The organism is Chondromyces crocatus (assembly GCF_001189295.1).
In the GTDB taxonomy this organism is placed as follows: domain Bacteria; phylum Myxococcota_A; class Polyangia; order Polyangiales; family Polyangiaceae; genus Chondromyces; species Chondromyces crocatus.
Map to the genome: position 1 here is coordinate 480731 of NZ_CP012159.1, position 20331 is coordinate 501061.

Sequence of the window (20331 nt, forward strand, 5' to 3'; positions counted from 1 at the left end):
GCAGGGTAGCGCGGACCTCTCCCGGCAGCCATGCACGGCGCCCGGGTCGGTCCTCGGGAGACCAACCGTCGAGGCTGGCGCCGCTTCGTGGCGCTCGGACGGAGGACATGGTAGCGCCGCTCGTCATGGAGTTCCTCATCCCGACGCGGACGTCCCGCCCGAGTGACGACCCGATCTTCTCCCTGAACGCCGAGGCGCGTGCCCGGAGTGCGGCGGGTGAATCCATCATCAACGCAACCGTCGGAGCTCTGCTGGACGATGAGGGACGCCTCTCGGTCATGGACGGGGTCGCTCAGGCGCTGCGCGACGTCCCGCCGGCTGTGGTCGCTGGTTACGCCCCCATCGAGGGGAGCCCTGCGTTCCTCGACGCCGTCATCGGCGACATCCTCGGCAATCGCCCCGCAGCGGCGTGGGCCGTCGCCGTCGCCACCCCTGGCGGCAGCGGTGCCCTCCGCCTCGCCATGGCCGACTTCCTCGATGCCGGCCAGTCCACGCTGACCACCTCGTACTTCTGGGGTCCTTACCGCACCATCGCCGACGAGCTGGATCGGAGCCTCTCCACCTTCCAGATGTTCGACGCGAAGGGCCGCCTCGACGTCGCCGACCTGGAACGCCAGCTCGCTCGGCAGATCGAGACCCAGGGCCGCGTCCTCCTCATCATCAACTCGCCGTGCCACAACCCCACCGGCTACTCCTTCGACCCCGACGAGTGGCGCGCGCTCGTCGAGGTCGTCGGTCGTGCGGCCGAGCGGGTGCCGGTCACCCTGCTGCTCGACATCGCCTACGCCCGCTATGGCAAGCGTTCCCTCGACGAAGCGGTGGACATCCTCCTCGGCCTCGCCGGCCGCGCCTTGCTCCTCTTCGCCTGGTCCGCGTCCAAGTCCTTCGCCGAGTACGGCCTCCGGGTCGGCGCCCTCCTCGCGGTCCACCCCGACCCCCAGGTTCGCCAGCGCATCCGCAACGCCCTCAGCTACTCCTGCCGCGGCACCTGGTCCAACTGCAACGCCGGCGGCATGGCCGCCATCGCCCGCGCCCTGACCGATCCCGAGCTGCGCGCCCGGACCGAGAAGGAGCGTGATGCGCTGAAGACCGTGCTCGATCGCCGCGTCGAGGTCTGGAACGAGCTCGCCACCCCCCTCCACCTGAACTACCCCCGGTACGAGGGCGGCTTCTTCACCACCGTCTTCTGTGACGACGCGCCGGATGTCGCGGTGCGTCTGAAGGCGGACGGCATCTTCGTCGTCCCGCTCGGCAAAGCCCTCCGCGTGGCGCTCTGTTCGGTCGCCGAGCGTGACATCCCCCGCCTGGTGCAGGGCATCGCCCGGCACGTCACGCGCTAGTCCCCGCCGCAGCCCTCTGATATCCATCAGAGTCCCATCCGGAGGCGCTCTCGGCGCGTACGGCGCTCGTGCACCTTCCCATCACCCACCGATCCTTGCCGCCCATGCGAACCCCGAACCGCTCGACAACCCTTGTCACCCTCGGCCTGAGCGCGGCGGCGAGTAGCCTCGTCGCCCTCGCAGCTTGCTCGGACTCCCTGCACCTCGATCCCCAGCCCACACCTCCAGGGAGCACGAGCAGCGGCGGCCAGGGTGGCGAAGGCGGCGGCGGCGCCCCTTGCCAGTCCAACTCCGACTGCACCTTCCCCAGCAGCGTCTGCGACCCGGACCGCGGAGAATGCGTCGAGTGCCTCCAGCACAGCGACTGCAGCTACGCGCCAGGGACCATCTGCTCCCAGGGCAAGTGCAGCTGCCCGGAGCCGGGCGCCAACTTCTGTCCCACGCTCGGCGCCCCCAACCAGGCCGGCTACCAGGCCAGCCGCTGCGTCGACCTCTCCGTCAGCACGGCCGACTGCGGCGCGTGTGGCCACACCTGCTTCGGGGCTTGCAACGACGGCGCTTGCGCCGACCCCTGGGAGCCCACCTCCCTCGTCGGCGCGCCCACCGCCCGCTTCGCCCACGTCGCCGTCTGGACGGGCAGCCGCATGATCGTCTGGGGTGGCCAGGCGGTCGACGCGGGGAACGCGAACAGCGGCGGCATCTATGATCCGGTGATGCGCACCTGGACCCCGACCAGCCTGGCCAACGCCCCCAGCGGCCGACGCAACGCGACGGCGGTGTGGACCGGGGCGCGCATGCTCGTCTGGGGTGGAACGAACGGCTCACCGCTCGCCGATGGCGGCATCTTCGATCCGGTCACCAACACCTGGGAGACGCTCCCGGCGTCGGGCCTGGGTGCCCGGATGGGGCACACCGCGATCTGGTCGGGCGACCGCATGATCGTCTGGGGTGGCTTCGACGGAGCCAACAACCGCGACGACGGCGCCGCCTTCAACCCGACGACCCGCAGCTGGGCGCCGCTCTCCGGGAGCAACCGCCCGCATCGCCGCCATCAACACAGCGCCATCTGGTCGGACAGCCAGAAGAAAATGGTGATCTTCGGCGGCCTCGGGTTCGACGAGCTCCTCAACGCCGACGACCAGTACCTGAACACGCTCGGGGCCTTCTCCCCCAGCGCCGGCGCCGACGGCACCTGGGAGGTCGGCTCGACGACGAACGCGCCGACGGCGCGCTACGGCCACACCGCCGTCTCCGCCGAGACCTACATGCTGGTCTGGGGCGGCCTCGGCGACCTCGGCCTTCTCAACTCCGGCGGCCGGTACGACGTGGTCGCCGCCGGATGGTCCGCGATGCACCCGGAGGCCCCCTCGCCTCGCTACCTGCACTCCGCCGCCTGGCTCGGGAGCGCGCGCCGCATGGTGATCTGGGGAGGCCACGACGGCTCGACCTACCTCGACAACGGCGGGGCGTACGACAACGTCAACAACCGCTGGCACCTCGACGTCTCCCGCGGGCCCAGCGCGCGCGGCCAGCACACGGCCGTGGTGACCGACGACGACACGATGATCCTCTGGGGTGGCACCGGGCCCAGCGGCTCGCTCAACTCTGGCGGCATCCTCAAGCCCACAGCCCTCGGTGCCGGCTCGAACTGACCCAGCGGGCGGGCGTCGCACGCTCGCCCTTCTCCTCTTCGTCGCCCTCCTCTGCGCCGCCTGCGAGCGCAAGAGCACCGACTCCTCCCCCGCCGCGTCGCCCGACGCTCGCCTCGTCCTCGCCGCCTACTCTGCGGCACGCGAGCTGCTCGAGCGCGAGATCATCCCCGCCTTCGAGCGGTCTCACCACGCCCGCACCGGCCAGCGCGTCCGCATCGAGAGCTCCTACCTCGCGAGCGGCGCCCAGGCGCGTGCCGTCGCCGCGGGTTTCGAAGCCGACGTCGCCGTCCTCGCCCTCGCGCCGGACATCGACCGCATCGCCGCCGCGGGCCTCATCACCGGCGACTGGACCGCGCGGCCTCACCGCGGCATCTTCGCCACCACCGTCGTCGCCTTCGCCGTCCGCCCCGGCAACCCGCGCACGATCCACGACTGGCCCGACCTCGCTCGCCCTGGCCTCTCGGTCCTCATGCCCAACCCCCGCACCAGCGGCGGCGCCATGTGGAACGGCGCGGCCCTCTACGGCGCGGCCCTCCGCGGCGACGCCGGCGTCCCCGCGAACGATCCCGACGCGGCCACCCGCTACCTCCGCGACGTCCTCCGCAACGTCGTCATCCTCGACAAGGGCGCGCGCGAAAGCATCATCACCTTCGAGAAAGGCGTCGGCGACGTCGCCATCACCTACGAAAGCGAGATCGTCGCCGGCCGCATGGCAGGGCGCCTCAACGACACCGTCATTCCCCCCTCCACCCTCCAGATCGACATCCCTGCCGCCGTCATCGACACCCACGCCGACCGCCACGGCACCCGTGAACTCGCCGAAGCGTTCGTCGCCTTCCTCCAGGCCCCCGCGTCCCAGCGCGTGCTCCCCCGTTACGGCTTCCGCAGCGTGGTCCCCCTCCTCACCGAGCCTCCCCCCGGCTCTTCTCCCCTCCCCGCCACCGCGCTCCCCCTCGCCCCCCCCGGCCTCTGGAACATCCGAGATCTCGGCGGCTGGCCTCAGGTCATCCGCACCCTCTTCGGCGAACAGGGCCTCTTCACGCGCACCTGGGAAGGCGTCTACGCCGAAGACTGATCGCCAGCCGCCCGGCGCACCGCCCACTCCACCGCCCGCAGCGGCTGCAGCACCCCCGCTCCTTGCACCGCGCGATCCACATTCTTCAGCGGCTCCGCGGTCGCCAGCAGCCCCTCGCGCAGCTCCTTCGGCGTCAGCTTCGGGCATGCCTCCAGCATCTGCGCCGCCACGCTCGCCGTGATCGGCGACGCGAACGACGTCCCGTCCACGTGCTGGTACTCCTGCGAGATGTACTTGCAGCGCTCGATGCGCCCGGCCACCGCGCGCAGCAGCCCCTGCACGCTGTTCTGCTCGTCGGGCGTCGCCGTCTGCCGCGTCTCGGAGAACCCGTGCTCCGCCGTCGCCTCCTCCAGCACCGTCAACAGCTGGAACAGCGCGATCGCCTCGCGCGCCACCAGCGTCCCTGGCAGCATCGGCGCCGGCACCCAGATCGCTGGCGCCAGCAGATCCGGCTTGTGCACCCCCGGCTTCGGCGACCCGTAGCTCGACGGCCACGGCGCGTCCTCGCCCTCCTCGATCCCCCGGATGCGCCCCCCGCCCACCGTGATCGCCTCGGCCGCAGCCCCGGGCAACGGCGGCATCTGCCCCGCCGTGTTCCCGGCCGCCGCGAACACCGTGATCCCGGCCTCCACCACCTCCTTCACCGCCCGCTCCACGTCGTGCCGGTCCGGATCATCGTGGAACAGCCCGAGCGACACGTTCAGGATCCGGATCCCGAGCTGCGGGTAGCGCAGCGGCAACCGGATCGCGTGCGCCACGTGCTTGCCGCGCACCCGCCCCCCGTCGATGCCCGCCTTGATCAGCACCACGTCGGCCTCGCTCGCGAGCCCGCGGTAGCGCCCACCGGACACGTACCCGTTCCCCGCAGCGCTGCACGCCGTCATCGTCCCGTGCCAGCCGTAGGGCTGCGCCGTGAAGAACTCGCTCCCCACCGGCTCGTCCTGCGCCGCGTCCGCGTACGCCTTGATCCGCCGGCGCGGCTGCATCAGGTCCGGGTGCGGGTAGAACCCCACGTCCACGAACCCCATCACCACCCCGCGCCCGCGGTGCTCCCGCGACGCCTCCAGCCGCTCGGGAATCGACAGAAACTGCGGCCTCAGCATCGCTCTACTCCTTGCGCCACATCACCTCCGACACCTGCGAGCGCGAGAGGCTAGCGCAGATTCGCCGCCCACCGCTCAATCGCCCGCGCTCTCTTCCTTCAGCGCCTTCGGCAACGGCGGCAGCCCGGCCCGCGGTCGGTAGTTCGGCCGACGGTACGACAGGATCGGGACCGTCTCGTTCGCGTACGCCGTGCGCTCTCCGGGCTTCGGACACTGATCGCGCACCCAGAACACGTCGAACGCGACCACCTCGTCGTCCGCCTGCCCGGTCCGCTCGTGGTAGCGCAAGAGGTACTCCTGGAGACCCTGCGGCTTGCGGAACACCTTGTTCCGATCGAGCCGGATCCGGTTGAAGTAGTCCTGCCGGATCTGGTTCAGCCCCTCGCCACGCGAGTCGGTCAGCACCAGGTCGGGCGCCGTGCCCGTGAACGGATCGACATGGCGCCCATCCACGGTGATCGCGTCCACGGCCAGCACGCCGTCGTCGGTGATCGGGTTCGCGGCGAACATCCCCCACGACTGGTACAGCCGCGGGTACGCCATCGTGGCCCGCATGAACCACGGCACGAACCGGTCGTGCTTCATCACCGCCGACACGCTCTTGTTGTCGTTGATCATCTGGCTCGCCGCGCACAGCCCCACGTACAGCACCACCCCCTCGCGCAGCCGCCGACGCCAGCGACCCATCCACGCGGCAAGCGGCGTCACCACCAGCGGCGCTTCCACCAGCGACGGCTCTGTGAGCGAAGCCTCTGCGAGCGACATCCCCACGAGTGGCATCGACACCCACCGCGACGGCAGCGTGAGCCCGAAGAACCGCGCCACCGCCTCGCGTCGCCGCTCCATCAGCGCCATCCCCCACCGCGGCGCCCCCACCGTGACCACGTTCACCACGGGCCACAGCATGCGTCCCGCCGGGAGCGCCTGCGCGATCTCTCGCAGCGCCTCGCCGCCGACCCACACCCTTCCCGACGCTGGATCACGCGCCGAGAGCAGCGCCGGCTGCACCGACGGCACCGACGGCACCGACGGCACCGACTGCGCCGACTGCGCCCCCTGCACCGACGGCACCGACTGCGCCCCCTGCGCCTCGAACCGCAACAGCCCCAGCCCATCGAACCGCGCGAGCACCCGCGCCAGCGCGAACGCGAGCGGCGATGCCCCATCGACCACCACCACCCGCGGCATCGCCCGCGCTCGGTACCACCGCTCGAGCCCTTCCCACTGCACCGACGTGACGAGCAGGAACGACCAGCCGATCATGAACCACGAGAACGGCCCCAGGCGCATCATCACGCCGAACGACGTGTGCAGCCCGAACATCAACAGCATCGCCAGCGGTCGCGTCACCCGCCGCGCCGTCGGCCACAGGATCAGCGGCGGCAGCAATGCCTCCACCACCAGCACCCCCCACGTCATCAGCTTCATCGCCCAGAACGGCAGGTGCTCCCGCAGCGGCACCGCGAGGCCCGTCACCATCCGGTCCAGGTGCAGCACGTAGTGCACCGTGTCGCCCTCGCGCCAGATGTGGCCTGCCTTGTTGACGACGTTGAAGTAGTAGATCATCGCCACGTTGAGCACGGCGAACACCATCGCCCACGAGACGAACGTCGCTGGCGCTCCAGCGCTCCGAGCCGGCGCAGGCGGCGCAGGCGGCGCAGCCAATGCCTCTGCTCCCGCCTCACGCCGCTCCCGGGAAGAGCGCCGCCACGCGTCCACCGAGAACCGCGCCCCCGTCGGCAGGAACATCGCCCACATCGCGAGCAGGTTCACCACCACGAAACCGCCGTTCTCCACGAGCGGCAGCCGGCTGTCCAGGCTGGTCACGATCACGAACGACAGGATGGCGAACAGCCGCGTCTTCCAGCCGATCGCGTAACAGAAGAAGCACGCCACGGAGAGCGCGAACGCGACGTGCACCTCGCCGAGGGTCGAGAACGCATCGAAGAGGCTGAACGAGTAGCTCCCGCTCGGGCGGTAGTTCACGAAGAGCTGGTAGTGGTTCGAGAGCACCCCCTCGTTCGAGTACGCCCAGTCCGCCTCCCGCCAGCGCCGCAGCCCCTCGGCCACCAGCAGCGTTCCGAACACGATCCGGAACAGCCCCAGCGTCCGCAGGTCCGCGGTCCCGTAGCGCTCGAGGAGCCACTGCTTCGCGCGACGCAGCCTCGTCCCGACGCCCACGGCACGCCCCCCCTTCAGCGGCGCGACCCCGCGCGCACGAGCGGCACCTTGTCCATCCCGGTCCCGAGCCCCCCCTTGCCGTGGCTGAACAGCTTCTCGCGCGTCCCGGTCTCGACCTTCGTCTCTCCCGGCGGCGCGATCGGCTGCGCCACCCAGTAAGCGTCGACCCCGGCGACGATCATCTCCGACGGGATCCGACCCCGCAGCGGCCCACCTTTGCCCAGGTAGTCGCGGAAGGCCCGCTGGTACTCCAGGTACTCCGGCCGCCGGACCCGGTGCAGGTACTCGCCCCAGAGCGGCCCGAGCACGAGCGGCGGTCGCGCCGAAAGATCCACCTCCGGCGCCACGCCCGTGAACAGATCGAGCGACTCGCCGTTGCGCATCTGCGCATCGATCACCATCACCTCGTCGCTCCGCAGCGGCTCCGGCGCCATCAGATCCCAGCGCCCCATCATCCGCGACCACGACGCGATCGCCGCGAGCATCGGCCCTTGCGGCACCTCGGCCAGCGCTTCCGGCACCGGGTTCTCCTTCACCGTCTGCGCCACCATCGCCGCGAGCACGAGCGCAGCCCCCAGCTCACGCCCCGCCCCCGCCACGTGCCGCGCGGTCCGGCGCGCCGGTGACACCTCGGGTGCCGCGGGCAGCAGGGGGCGCGCCCGAGGCTTCGACTTCGCGGGCCCCGCCGTCGCTTCGTCGTTGCTCTCCGTCTCGCCTCTCGCCTCGTCGTCCCGGGTCGCCGCCGCTCCCTCGACGTCCTCCGCGACCTCACCTTGCGCCGAGGTCTGCTCGCCCTTCACCTCGTCCGCGTCGTCATCGACCGACGCGCCCGTGACGGGCCCCCTGATCCCGCAGGCCGTCTTGCCCATCAGCACGCTGATGCGGTGCCGACGGCTCGCCACCGCGTCGTAGAGCCCATCGAGCAGGTGCGACACCCCGGGCAAGGCCAGCGGCAACGCCAGCCACCCGAGCGGCAGCACCCGCAGAATCTCCACGATGGCGCGGCTCCGCACGAAGATCTTTCCCGCGGGATCCACGACCACGATCGTCCGGTCCACGAGCTCCTCGGTGATCGCTGCCGGCAGCGGCGCCGACTTCACCGGACCGCTCGGCGTGCGCCGCACGAGCAGCCCACGCCGATCGTCGTTGCCCTGGAAGGTCACGTGCCCCCGGAGGTCCAGCCGCCGGAGCACCCGCGCGAGCCACAGGCACACGCCGCAGTCGGCGTCGTAGATCACCGTGCGCATCCGCGCCGGCTGCGGCGTGTTCTCGAACCGGTCCCACGCCGCCTCGGGCACCACCAGCATCGCCGCCGCGACCAGCGCCCCCCCGTACAGACCGAGCTGGAACAGGAGCACCAAGCTCAGCCCGTGGAACACCATCAGCCCCGCCGCCGCGAGGCGCGTCCAGCGGAACGCGAACGGCACGAGCAGCAGCACCGGGATCGCGATCTCCGCGTAGCGCAGCGCGAACGTCCACCCCGTGAGCGGCCCGCTCCCGAGCGCGCCCCGCAGCCACGCCCCGATCCCGCTCACCCGCAGGTCGTCGTGCAGCGCGTAGTGCAGCGCGCTGCCGTCCTGCCACGCCGCGCCCGACTTCTGCAGCCACGAGCAGGCGTAGATCACCCCGATCTGCACCAGCACGCCCAGTGCTGCCACCGACACCGGCGACCAGCCCGGCAAGCGCACCGCGTCCACGACCGAGCGCGGGTAGCACCGCCGATCGTTCAGATCCGCCGCGCTCTGCTCGTCGCGCAGCGCCATCGACGCCTTCAAGCCGTCCAGCGAGAACCGGCTCCCGCACGGCAAGAACACCGTGAAGAACAGCAGCGCGATCGCCGCGTAGCTGCCTACCCCTTCGGCGAGCAGGTTGCGCGACGTCAAGCTCACGAAGAGCGCGAGCGACAGCACGTGGAACACCCGCGTGTGCCAGCCGAGCAGGAAGCCGAGGTACACGAGGAGCGTCAGCCACAACGAAAGCAGCCCCTCGCCCTGGGTCGAGAAGGCGTGGAAGACGCTGAACACCTCCTGCTTGCCGCGCAGGTTGAAGAGGTGGTTGTGGTTCGGCAGCACCCCCTCGTTGGAGTAGAACTCCCGCCCCCAGCGCAGGCGACCGAAGAGGTCCCCGATCAGGACCAGCCCCATCACCACCCGAAACAGACCCAGCGAGCGCGCGTCGATGCGCGCGAAGTGATCACGGAGCGGCTTCAGCACGATCAGTCCTCGACCCGGAAACCGTAGTCCTCGGCGTGCGCGATCGGCGGCACCACCGGCTTGCGGAGGAGCACCGTCCGCACCGCCCAGATGTCGGAGAAGATCCGGTAGCGCAGCGCCGTCTGGTCCAGGTAGTCCACCCCCGCCGAGCCGCCCGTGCCCATGCGGCGGCCGATCACCCGCTCCACCATCCGCGCGTGCCGCTGCCGCCAGATCAGCATCGACTGCTCCATGTCGATCACCGCGTCGAGGATCTCGCGCGGCCAGGCGAGGCGCGGCAGCTCGCGGTAGCTCTCGATGAACACCAGCCCCGCGCGGATGGCCTGCCGCTTCTCCCGCGTCTCCTCGTCGGCCGACGGGTCGTCCTCGGCGAGGAGGAACGAGGCGGCGTTGCGCACCTCGGTCTCGTAACGCTCCCGCAGCCGCTCCACGTCGGCCGGGGTGAGCGCCTTCTCCACGGCGATCTCCACCCGTCGGGCCACCTCGTCACGCATCGATGCGATGAACTTCTCCAGGAAGCGGCGCACCACCTTCGGATCGCTCGGCCCGTCGACCGGCGTGCGCGACAGCCAGCGGTAGAGCACCTCCTTCAGCGGTGGGCCCCCCGCGAGCCGCGCCTCCACCCGATCGAGCGCAGGCGCCGGCTCGCCCTGCCCCATCTTCAGCGCTTGCTTGTAGCTCGACTCCTTGCCGAGCGGCACCCGGCGGTCGTCGTCGAGGCCGAGCAGGATCTCGATCTCCCGCAGCTGCGCCGACTGGAAGCCGCTCGCCGGGATGAGCTGATCGCGAAACTCCAGGTAGTCCCGCGTGGTCATCGTCTCCATCACCTGGAAGTGGTTCACCGCCTGCTGGAAGATGGTCACCACCCGCCGGAACGACCGCGCCGCTGCGGCCAGCTCCACGTCGGGCACCGGCTCCTTCATGAACAGATCGCGCGCCGTGGTCAGCTCGCGCAGGATGAGCTTGAACCAGAGCTCGTAGACCTGGTGGACGACGATGAACATCACCTCGTCGTTGCCGAGCTTGCGCTCGTCGCGCTCGTACCCTCCCTGAAGGGAGAGGAGATCCTCGACGCGGATGTAGTCCCAGTAGTTCGTGCCCGGCGGTGTGCTCATCGAGAGTCCTCTGTGTGCGCGGCGAGTCTACTGCTCGCGTTGCCGTGTCGTGAAGAGAAGCGCGCTCGGAGCGAGCAGCGCACGGAAAGAGCGAGGGTCAAGGAGGCGGCGTGACCGGAATCCGCGAGATGCCGTCGGGCCCGAGGTCGACGGGTGGACCGTAGCTCTGGAGTTCCGCCCGCTCGTCGCCTGCGTCACCGCTCACCTCGAGCACGACCAGGCCCACCCCGGGACAGTACGTCGACGAGAAGGTCGACAGCAGCTCGCCAGGCTGGTCTTCCTGCGTCCGGATGCAGCCCGCGAACCGCCCGGCCGGCACCTCCGCGATGACGTCCACCGCCACCACGCGCTCCTGACCTCCGTGCGCGCCCGGCCATGAACTCCCCACGAGGAGCGGTTCCCGCAGCACGTACACGCCGAGCCCCGCCCGCATCACGCCCTCGGGCCGGTAGACGAACCCCTTCGCCTCCGCCCCCACGCGCAGCTCCCCCGTGAGCGCGTCCGCGCGGTGCGCGCGCGTCACCACCACCCCGGCAGGCTGCGCGGCCCGCGAGATCACGTACTGGTAGACGATCCCCTCCACCAGCGGGAAGTAGCGCTCGCACCGCGTCCCCGACGCCGTGGCCTCCAGCACGAGCATTCCCCCGTGAGGCGCGTCGTTCTCAGCATTCCGAGCAGGCGTCGCGCCCGAGCCACAGCCGAAGCCGAGCCCCAGGAGCGCGAGCGCGAGCCCCTCACGGACCATGACCGTGCGACCAGTACCAGGCCGACAGGAACACCAGCAGCCCCACCGAAGCCAGGAGCATCACCACCGCGAGCGGGTCCGGATCCACCCGGCGACGCAGATCCGCTGCCGCGCGCCGCACCGCCTCGCGCTCGCTCCCCTTCGCGAGCTGCTCGGCCTCGACCCGCACCACCGCGTAGTTGCCGTCCTCGAACGCGGCGACCAGCCGGTCCAGCGTGGGATCTTCGGGGTACTGGCGCGCGAACGCAGGCCACCACGCCGGACGCCGCGGCCCCGCCTCGCGCTCGCCTTCGGCCGCGTCGTCCGCCGCGCGCCGCTTCTTCTTCTTCCGCTTCGGCCGCGCCCCGTCGACGTCACCGACGCTTCCAGCGCTCTCGGCGCCCTCCGCCGCCGCACTGGCACGGCTGGACGACTCCTCCACGGCGGCGTCAGCGTCCCCCGGGCGCTCGCGCGGCGCTGGATCGCGCTCCTCGTCCGGAGCCGTACGCTCGCGATCCGCCTCGTCTGCCACGCGGCGCTTCTACCTCACCTGCCGCGCGGCCGCCGAGAAAAAGCGGGCCGCCGGCAGCGCCCCCTCGCGCCCCTCAGCGCGTCACCACGTCCCCGGGCGGCGGCCGGTCGCGCCAGGGGATCGCCGTCTCGTTCTCGCCCGACACCACGCAGCGCAGCCCGTCGCAGGCGGCGCGGTAGCGCGCTTTCCTGCCGCAGCCCACGGCCTTGAACCAGCCCCCCAGCTCCTCCTCCAGGCGCACCTCCTGGTCGGGGCAGTCCAGCTCGTACGAAGCCCGCTCCCGCACCATCGGCGCAGCTTGCTTGTACCCGTTCGCGAACGCACCACAGCCCGACGCGCCGAGGAGCGCGAGCCCACCCAGGAGCCCGACGAGCGCCACGCCACCGCGCGCAGGACCGAGACCATCGCGCCGAACGACTTCAAGGAACGCGGAACCGACGACGGACATCACCCTCTCCATCCACCTAGAACTGGAAGTAAACGAACGGCACCGCCGCCGCACTCGCCGCCTCGTGCAGCACCACCGCCACGAGGAACAGCACCACGCCTTGCAGCGGCGCCGGCAGCACCGTGAAGCCATGGCGAATGCGCTCGTACAGCGCGCGCGGCACGTAGCAGCACCCGATCGCCACGGCGAGCAGCCCCACCAGGATCCCTGGCAAGTTCGGGTGGAACGTGGTCATCGTCGCGAGCTGCTTCAGCACCAGCATCGCCTGCTTGAAGCTCGGCGCACGGAAGAAGATCCACGCGAAGCACACGTAGTGGAACGTGAGCAGCACCATCGCCGCCCGGATGGGGAACGGCCGCCCCTTCGCGCTCTGCTTGCCCGCCTTCGCGCGGCTGCGCTGGAACGCCCGCGTCACACCGAGGCCGAGACCGTGCAGGAAGCCCCAGAACACGAACGTCCACGAGGCACCGTGCCACAGCCCGCCGAGCACCATGGTGATCATCAGGTTGCGGTACGTGTGCCACTCCGACATGCGGTTGCCGCCGAGCGGGATGTACAGGTAGTCGCGCAGCCAGGTGGACAGCGAGATGTGCCAGCGACGCCAGAAGTCGGCGAGGTCGGTGGCCTGGTAAGGGGCGTCGAAGTTCTTCGGGAAGCGGACGCCGAGCAAGAGCGCCGAGCCGATGGCGATGTCGGTGTAGCCGGAGAAGTCGCAGTAGATCTGCGCCGCGTAGCCGTACACGCCGGCGAGCACCTCCAGCGCCGAGTAGTTCTCGGGGCGCTCGAAGACGCGGTCGACGAGGTTGATGGCGAGCTGGTCGCTCAGCACCACCTTCTTGAGCAGCCCGACGGCGACGAGGAACATCCCTTCGCCCGCCTCGTCGCGGGTGAGCGTCGGCATGCGCTCGAACTGCGGGAGCAGGTCACGCGGGCGAACGATGGGGCCGGCGACGAGGTGCGGGAAGAAGGCGACGAAGAGCAGGTAGCGGAAGTAGCTCCGGTGCGGCGGCATCTCGCGCCGGTAGACGTCGATGACGTAGCTCATCGACTCGAAGGTGAAGAACGAGATGCCGACGGGCGGCAGCGTGACCTTGAGGGTGTCGAAGGCAGAGACGGGGGCGCCCGCGAGCAGCTCGCGGACGGTGTGCACGTTCTCGACGGCGAAGTTCCAGTACTTGAAGAAGCCCAGGAACCCGAGGTTCAGGACCACGGTGACGACGAGCAGCGCCTTGCGCACCCGCGGGCGCTCTTCCCGGCCGATGGCACGGGCGAGGAAGAAGTCGACCGTGGAAGAGCCGAAGATGAGCGGCAGATACTTCCAGTTCCAAAAGGAATAGAATGTGTAGCTGAGCGCTAGGAGGAAGATGACGCGAGGCCACGAAGAGCCGAGCCAGCCGAGCGCCCGGTTGCGCCCCGGCGCCTGGGTTTCGTCGTCGGTCGTGCCGGAGTTGCCGCCGGCGCCGGTCGTGCTGCTCCCGCCCGTCGCCGAGAGCGGCCGACGGACGGCACCAGCGAGGAGCGCGAGGGCCCAGGACCCCACGAAGGCGAGCGCGAAAAACCAGGCGTAATCGAGGGTGTTGAAGAGCACGTGGCAGCGTTCGAAGGAAAAGTGGGAGCCCGGGAGGGCCGCCATGTTGAACGGCGCGCGGCGGCGTGCCAAGGAGTGAAGCGATGCTGGGGCGCCTGCTGATCGGGATCGTGAAGGGGCTCATCGTGGGCGCGCTGATCGCCTTCGGTCTCGGGCAGCTCGGCCTCGGGGCTCCTGGCGCGCTGTTCGCCTACGTGGCTGCGGCCGTCACCGGCATCCTCGTCGGCCTCGTCGCCGGCAAGCCCATCTGGGCGAAGGACGCGCGCATCGAGGCCGGGATGAAGGCCTTCGTGGGCGCGCTGCTCGCCGCCGGGCTGATGTACGTGACGCGGCGCTGGCTGACGATGAGCGTGCCGCCCCAGCTCGCCACGGTGGCCGGGCCGACGGGCGGCGAGACCGCGTTCGGCGGCCTGGCGATCACGTCGCTGCCCGCCATCGCCGCGCTGCTCGCCGGCTTCTACGAGGTGGACAACACCCCGGAGGACGAGGCACCGAGCGCGAACGAGGGCAAGGCGGCGCCGCGCGCGACCCCGAACAAGCGCATCGCGGCGAACGCCGACGACCTCGATCTCGACGAGGACCTCGACGCCGACGCCGACCGGAAGCGCGCGAAGAAGTAGCGCGCGTGTCCATCGGTCGGGCGCTCCTCTACGCGGCCTCGGCGGGCGCCATCGCGCTCGCGGTGCGCTCGGTGCTGCTCGGGCCGATCTCGCTCACGGTCGCGGCCGTGGCCATCGCCGCCTACGTGGGGCTCTTGCTCGCCGGGGTCTTCATCCTCCGCCTGGGGATGTACGCCGACGTGATCTGCCGCGGGCCGAGCGAAGCGCGCGGGGTGGCGCTCACGTTCGACGACGGGCCGAGCCCCGTGCACACGCGCGCGGTGCTCGATCTGCTCGACGCCGAGGGAGTGAAGGCGACGTTCTTCGTGATCGGGCGGAAGGCGGAGGCGCACCCGGCGCTGGTGCAGGAGATCGCGGCGCGCGGCCACGCGCTCGGGGTGCACGGCTACGCGCACGATCGGCTGTTCTCGCTGCGGAGCGAGCGGTTCATCGAGGCCGATCTGGCGCGCGCGGTGGAGGTCCTGGAGCGGCTCACCGGCAAGCGTCCGACGCTGGTGCGTCCGCCGGTGGGACACACGAGCCCGCCGATGGCGCGCATCTTCCAGAAGCTCGAGCTGGAGGTGGTGGGCTGGTCGGTGCGGGGGTTCGACGGGCTGGGCAGCGCGCGTCCAGAGAAGGTGGCCGAGCGGGTGATCTCCGGTCTCGGCGACGGCGCGATCGTGCTGCTGCACGACGCCGCCGAGCGCGACGATCACGAGCCTGCCGGCGTGAAGGCGCTGCCGCGCATCCTCCAGGCGATGCGCAACAAGGATCTGGTCGGGGTGCGGGTGGACCGGTGGATCGCCGAAGCCGACGTCACCGGGTGAGGCCGCTGGGGGGGCCAGCCTCTCGCGCCTGGCCCTCGCCATCCGCCCGGCAGCGGGCTATCGAAGCTGCCGGTGTCCGCGCCCGTCAACGCAGAACGGCAGCTTATGCGGGGTAGCTGATCGACGCTCAGCCAGATCGCTCCGTGGTGGGTGGGGCGCCGAACACCCGGTGTTACATGGGGCTTCAGATCCCGTGTACGGCGAGCTACCGGGGCTGGAGTCATGGGACGCGACAGCAGCGCTTGTGGCGGGGTGTCGCCGCCGGGGAGGTTGTCGTCCCACCATGGGGCGCAGAGCATGACAGCACGAGATGGATGGGGCCGCAGGTGAGCGAGAGCGACATGTGCATCTCATGCTGATGCCGCGACGTTGGCCCGCGCAGACGTGCCCAGTGGCCAGCCCGGGAAGCATGAACGATTACGCAACTTCGTTGCGTATGCATTCTCGTAACATCTGGTGGGCTGGTTGGCAGCGCTATTTCTTCGGGGGCTTGCCGACTACCGCCAGCTTTGTGTCCAGTGCCGCCGTCCGCCTGGCATCCTTCGCTTGCTTCACGAAATAGAAATCCAGCAGGTCGTAGAGCACATCGAGCAGCCACTCCGCTTCGTCCGGCTCAACCGGTATGATGGCCCCAGTTTGATGGTCCTCGGTAGGGTGGGCGGCGAGGTTCCCAATGCGGCGGATCACGTCCAACTTCCGGGCGATGCTCGACGGTAGTGTGCCGCCGTCGATGAGCGCCTGGATTTCGCTGACGAGGGCCTTCTTCATGATGCCGGCCTGCTTGTGGATGATGAACTGGAGAGCGCGGCGGCTGAGTGCAGCGCTGGCCTTCGGGCTTGCGGACAGCACCAAGCTCGCCTCCCGGTAGTCCTCGGCAAACTCCTCAGGGACCTCAGGTGGGAGGGGGCGTGCCACGCCCTGGGGCCAGATACGGAAGAACGTCGGGCCGCCCTCTGTACCTCGCGGAAGCGCTGCCTCGATCGTCGACCTGGAACATCCTGCGCAAATAGCGATGCGCAAATACTGCGGGTCCTGCAGGTGCGTGTTGATCGCTTCCAGCATCGTCAACTCGGGGCGAGCCCCCATCGTCGGGCGCGTCCGTCGCTGTCCTGGAATGTGGCCAAACGGCTCTGCCGCGAAGGTGGACTGGGTGAAGTAGCGCCACTGCGGGCTGAAATGCTGGAGGCAGTGAGGGCACTGCATGGAAACCATCCTATAACCGTCGGGGGCTACCGGCGGGAAGGATGACGCCATCACTGAGTATGAGCCACTTGAGGCGAGGCGTCACATGATCACCGCGACTAACATCCACGTCCTGGCGCCGCGGAACTGCTGTTACGGAGCCGGCTCCCCTCCCTCCTGCGAGGCGCGGCCGTCTACGCCTCAGTCGGGGGAGGCGCCCGGAACCCCACGCCTCCGCGCACTGCCGCCGGGCAGAGAGGTTCGGGGTTGTGTCGAAGAGGCCAGGGGCGGCGAGGCCCCACGAGTGCCATATGAGCGCCGAGACCGCCTCTTCCATCCTGACTAGAGCGGCGGCGTAAACCGTTTGGTACAGCGCAGCGCCGCGATACGCACGCGTTACGGAGGCGCGACGGGAGGCTCCCCGCGGTGCGCCTGCGAGCTTAACGGCCGCGTTATATAGCGCGGCCGTCATATACGGCCCTTCGGCGATCCATTGTCCCCGAGCGTCCGACATGCAGGCGGAGTCAGTCCGCGCATGCGGGTGACGAGGGCGCGTGACCCGAAGCCTCCAGGCGAAGCCTCCAGGCCGTCGCTCTAAGCTCGCGGTCGCAGCTGCGAAGGGTCCTCTGGTGCGCCTTGGGAAGGCGTGTCGCTTCGCCTTCGCGCATCCGGGTGAGCTGGAAAGCGTTCCGGAAAGCGCTGGCGCCTGTGCTGGCGTCCATCACCCGCGCGATGGGCGACATCACCTCGGTCGCTGTTCAGCCACGTCCGAGCGTGCCGTGAAGGGTCCACCAGCTTCATCGAGCCACGCTGGACGACCCGAGTCACCTCCGCCTGGTGCCAGGGGATGCCGTCGAGCCCTGGATCGCAGCTTCGTCCCGCCACCTGCTCGCCATCCAGCCCTGGATCGCAACTTCGTGCCGCTACCTGCTCGCCATCCAGCCCTGGATCGCAACTTCGTGCCGCTACCTGCTCGCCATCCAGCCCTGGATCGCAACTTCATGTCGCCACCTGCTCGCCATCCAGCCCTGGATCGCAACTTCGTGCCGCCACCTGCTCGCCATCCAACCCTGGATCGCAACTTCGTCCCGCCACCTGCTCGCCATCCAACCCTGGATCGCAACTTCGTGTCGCCACCCCGCTCGCTGACGACCTCCTCGTGCATACAAAAACAGGTCGGCTCATCCTGGATCGCACTTGCGCGTCGTGACGCCGCTCGCTGGCGACCTCCTCGTGCAGGCCAGAACAGGTAACCGAGGCCACGTCTTCATCGCGCCCGCGGCCAACGGCGCAATCCATCTCACCAACAAGCACGTCACCACCCAGCTTGGCGTCCCAGCTCAGCAGCACCCAGAACGTCGCCCCCACCCGAGCGCCACCACGTCCCACCTGAAGCGCCAGGAGACCGCCCGAACTCGAGACGAGGTCCGCTCCATCCGCCCGAGCTGAAGGCCCCCCCCACCCCGTCGTCCCGAGCCACTCCTCTACAAACAGTCGACAAACAGGTCGGCACCCGACGGACCCGCCACGCGGCCCCAGACGAAGACGCCACCGCAACCACGCCGGCACCCGACGGAACCGCCACCGCGCGCACGACCCCCGCCCCCGACGCTCGCTCCTGGACGGAGACGCCTCCGCCAGCCACCGACCCCCGCGCCTCGGACGCCCCCGGTCCACGGCCATCGTCCAGCAGCGACACAGCGGTGTGGGCGCGGTGCCACGTGGACAGGGTGGGCGGCCGAGTTTCTCCGGGGTTTCTGGCGGTTCTTCGTCGACGCCGGACTGGCCCACAGGTTGCGACACGGAAAGACACGAACCCCCTCGGAGGCGACCATGAAGACTGCGACGACCTGGATCTCGGCCCTGGCTCTCTCGACGGCGATGCTGGCGCTCGGTTGCAACGACGCGACGCCCCGCGAGCAGGTCGTCGCTCCTGTCCAGAACGACCAGGTGGCGCCCTCGGCGCAGGTCGCTCCCGCTGCAACGGCAGCATCGCTCCCGTCGTGCGCCACCCCGACGCCGTCGGCGCTGGCGCAAGCGGACCAGCCCACCTCCGCGGAAGCTGCGCCGAAGACGGCTGCAGCGAAGACGGCTGCAGCGAAGACGGCCGCAGCGCGAGCGGAGGGACGCGCACCGGGCGCGGCGGCCCGGGACGGCGCGCCGGTCAAGGTGAAGCGGCTCGTGTTGACCGAGCAGATCGAGGGGCGTGAGCCCTCGACGGCGAAGTCGACCTTCAGCGGCGCCGAGGCGAAGAAGATTTATGCCTTCGTCGAGGTGGAGAACCCGTCCGAGGGGTCCAGCGAGATCACCGTGTCGTTCGAGCCTCCGGACGGGAGCGGCGCGCGCGGGCAGGTCACGCTGGACGTGGGCGCTTCGCGGCGGTGGCGGACGTGGGCGTTCACGCGCGGGGCCAAGGTGGCGGGTTCCTGGACCGCGGTGGTCCACGGGCCGAGTGGCGAAGAGCTGGCCCGGGCTCCGTTCGAGGTGACGCTCTGAAGCTGGGCCCCGTCGGACAGCAGGGGCACGTTGGCCAGCAGGAGCCCGGTGGCCAGCGGGGCCCCGTCGGCCAGCAGGGCCCCGTCGGCCAGCAGGGGCCCGGTGGCCAGCGGGAGGCCGTCGGCCAGCAGGGGCCCGGTGGCCAGCGGGAGGCCGTCGGTCCTCACGCGGCTGCTCGTCGCGATGTCGACGCGAGTTCGTGGAGCGGCAGCGTCTTCGCCGTGGGCCTCTCCAGGAAACCGGGACGAACCTGGTGCCGGGCCCGACACGAGGGCACGGGCTGCCAAGGACCCGGGACGAACCGGGGGCATGATGTGCTGGTTCTTGCACGCTTTCCGCCATGCGGCTCGGAGACTCGTTCCGTGGGCTCATGCAGCGTGGTGCGTGGCCCGCGAGGCGCGGAGGCGCTACGCTCCTGTGGCCCATGGAAGCGCCTGTGAACCTCACGCTCTTCGCGCACGTGATCGCGCGCTCCGAAGACGAGATCGATCTGGCCGAGGCGGCGCTGCTCATCGCAGAAGCAGAGCACCCCGGTCTGGAGGTACCGCGCTACCTGGCGATGCTCGATCGCCTCGGCGCGGATGTGCGGAGAGCGCTGGATCAGCCGCTCGATCACACCGAAGCCACGGTCGGGAGCGCGCCGGTGGAGCACGTGCTGCAAGTGATCTACGGGCAGCACGGGTTCCGCGGGAACTCGACGGACTACTACGATCCGCGCAACAGCTACCTGAACCAGGTGCTCGACCGGCACCTCGGGATCCCGATCACGCTGGCCATCGTGCTGCTGGAGGTGTGCCGGCGCGCGGGGATCACGGCGCACGGGGTGTCGTTCCCGGGTCACTTCCTGGTGCGTTCGCCACTGCCGGCGCTCCCGAGCAGCGGGCGCGGTGCGCTGAGCAACCGGGCGCTCCTCATCGATCCGTTCGAGGGTCGGCTGCTCGGTCGCGAGGAGCTGAAGGCGCTCGCCGCACGCGCCACGGGCTCGAACCAGGAGCCGGATCCGCGGCTGCTCCAGCCAGCCAGCAAGCGGCAGATCCTGGTGCGGATGCTGAGCAACCTGCGGGCGATCTACTCGAAACGGCAGGACCCGGAGCGCCTGCGCGAGGTGCTCGAGCGCATCCAGGTGCTCTCGCCGTCAGAGGAGCTGCGCAAGGAGCTGGAGCAGATCGGGGGTCGTCAGCCCTGGCCCCAGCGCGCGCACCTGTTGAACTGACGCACCGGTTGCACTGACGCGCCCGTTGAACTGACGCGCCTGT

General features: G+C 70.3%; 16 protein-coding genes. 7 read left to right on the forward strand and 9 right to left on the reverse strand.

What is annotated here, in order from left to right; translation table 11 throughout:
• Positions 1-107 precede the first annotated feature (107 nt).
• From CMC5_RS01800 to CMC5_RS01810, 3 genes are all read left to right on the forward strand, one after another.
• Positions 108-1340: an aminotransferase class I/II-fold pyridoxal phosphate-dependent enzyme gene (locus CMC5_RS01800; protein ID WP_050428794.1), complete on the forward strand. Its 1233-nt coding sequence runs from the start codon at positions 108-110 to the stop codon at positions 1338-1340.
• A gap of 104 nt (positions 1341-1444) precedes the next feature.
• Entirely contained in the window at positions 1445-2992 is a 1548-nt protein-coding gene (locus CMC5_RS01805; RefSeq protein ID WP_050428795.1) for a Kelch repeat-containing protein, read from the forward strand.
• On the forward strand, positions 2976-4067 hold the full coding sequence (locus tag CMC5_RS01810) for a sulfate ABC transporter substrate-binding protein (protein ID WP_050428796.1): 1092 nt from the start codon (positions 2976-2978) through the stop codon (positions 4065-4067). Before CMC5_RS01805 ends, CMC5_RS01810 begins: the two co-directional genes overlap by 17 nt.
• On the opposite strand, the gene CMC5_RS01815 is transcribed toward CMC5_RS01810, so the two are convergent.
• The 8 genes from CMC5_RS01815 to CMC5_RS01850 all read right to left on the reverse strand — a co-directional run bounded on the left by CMC5_RS01815 (position 4052) and on the right by CMC5_RS01850 (position 14043).
• Positions 4052-5170 carry a S8 family serine peptidase gene (locus tag CMC5_RS01815; RefSeq protein WP_050428797.1) on the reverse strand — a complete coding sequence of 373 codons (1119 nt, stop codon included), beginning with the start codon at positions 5168-5170 and terminating at the stop codon, positions 4052-4054. The two genes, CMC5_RS01810 and CMC5_RS01815, sit on opposite strands and share 16 nt — an antisense overlap.
• Positions 5171-5245: 75 nt before the next feature.
• Positions 5246-7351, reverse strand: a complete 2106-nt coding sequence (locus CMC5_RS01820) for an HTTM domain-containing protein (RefSeq protein WP_050428798.1) — start codon at positions 7349-7351, stop codon at positions 5246-5248.
• Positions 7352-7365: 14 nt separating this feature from the next.
• On the reverse strand, positions 7366-9564 hold the full coding sequence (locus CMC5_RS47170; RefSeq protein WP_063796195.1) for a DCC1-like thiol-disulfide oxidoreductase family protein: 2199 nt from the start codon (positions 9562-9564) through the stop codon (positions 7366-7368).
• A 2-nt stretch (positions 9565-9566) separates the two neighbouring features.
• On the reverse strand, positions 9567-10679 hold the full coding sequence (locus tag CMC5_RS01830; protein WP_050428799.1) for a tryptophan 2,3-dioxygenase family protein: 1113 nt from the start codon (positions 10677-10679) through the stop codon (positions 9567-9569).
• Positions 10680-10776: 97 nt separating this feature from the next.
• Complete coding sequence (locus CMC5_RS43870; protein ID WP_050428800.1) at positions 10777-11424, reverse strand: hypothetical protein; 648 nt, start codon at positions 11422-11424, stop codon at positions 10777-10779.
• Positions 11414-11935 carry a hypothetical protein gene (locus CMC5_RS01840; RefSeq protein WP_050428801.1) on the reverse strand — a complete coding sequence of 174 codons (522 nt, stop codon included), beginning with the start codon at positions 11933-11935 and terminating at the stop codon, positions 11414-11416. The genes CMC5_RS43870 and CMC5_RS01840 overlap by 11 nt, the downstream gene beginning before the upstream one ends.
• 73 nt (positions 11936-12008) lie before the next feature.
• Positions 12009-12383, reverse strand: coding sequence for a hypothetical protein (locus tag CMC5_RS01845; RefSeq protein WP_050428802.1), 375 nt, complete (start codon positions 12381-12383; stop codon positions 12009-12011).
• Between the two features lie 16 nt (positions 12384-12399).
• Positions 12400-14043 carry an MBOAT family O-acyltransferase gene (locus tag CMC5_RS01850; RefSeq protein WP_245678232.1) on the reverse strand — a complete coding sequence of 548 codons (1644 nt, stop codon included), beginning with the start codon at positions 14041-14043 and terminating at the stop codon, positions 12400-12402.
• An 11-nt stretch (positions 14044-14054) separates the two neighbouring features.
• Between CMC5_RS01850 and CMC5_RS01855 the strand changes: the two genes are divergently transcribed.
• Entirely contained in the window at positions 14055-14591 is a 537-nt protein-coding gene (locus CMC5_RS01855) for a hypothetical protein (RefSeq protein WP_050428803.1), read from the forward strand.
• 5 nt (positions 14592-14596) lie between these two features.
• Positions 14597-15397: a polysaccharide deacetylase family protein gene (locus CMC5_RS01860; protein WP_050428804.1), complete on the forward strand. Its 801-nt coding sequence runs from the start codon at positions 14597-14599 to the stop codon at positions 15395-15397.
• A 474-nt stretch (positions 15398-15871) separates the two neighbouring features.
• Here the strand turns inward: CMC5_RS01860 and CMC5_RS01865 are convergent, their stop codons facing one another.
• Positions 15872-16600: a DUF4145 domain-containing protein gene (locus CMC5_RS01865; RefSeq protein WP_218920218.1), complete on the reverse strand. Its 729-nt coding sequence runs from the start codon at positions 16598-16600 to the stop codon at positions 15872-15874.
• 1812 nt (positions 16601-18412) lie between these two features.
• Here CMC5_RS01865 and CMC5_RS01875 point away from each other — a divergent pair.
• Together CMC5_RS01875 and CMC5_RS01880 are read left to right on the forward strand one after the other, a co-directional pair.
• Positions 18413-19075 (forward strand): DUF2914 domain-containing protein, encoded by a 663-nt coding sequence (locus tag CMC5_RS01875; protein ID WP_050428806.1) that lies wholly within the window; start codon positions 18413-18415, stop codon positions 19073-19075.
• 424 nt (positions 19076-19499) lie between these two features.
• Positions 19500-20288, forward strand: a complete 789-nt coding sequence (locus tag CMC5_RS01880; RefSeq protein WP_050435653.1) for a SirB1 family protein — start codon at positions 19500-19502, stop codon at positions 20286-20288.
• The last annotated feature ends 43 nt before the right edge of the window (positions 20289-20331 follow it).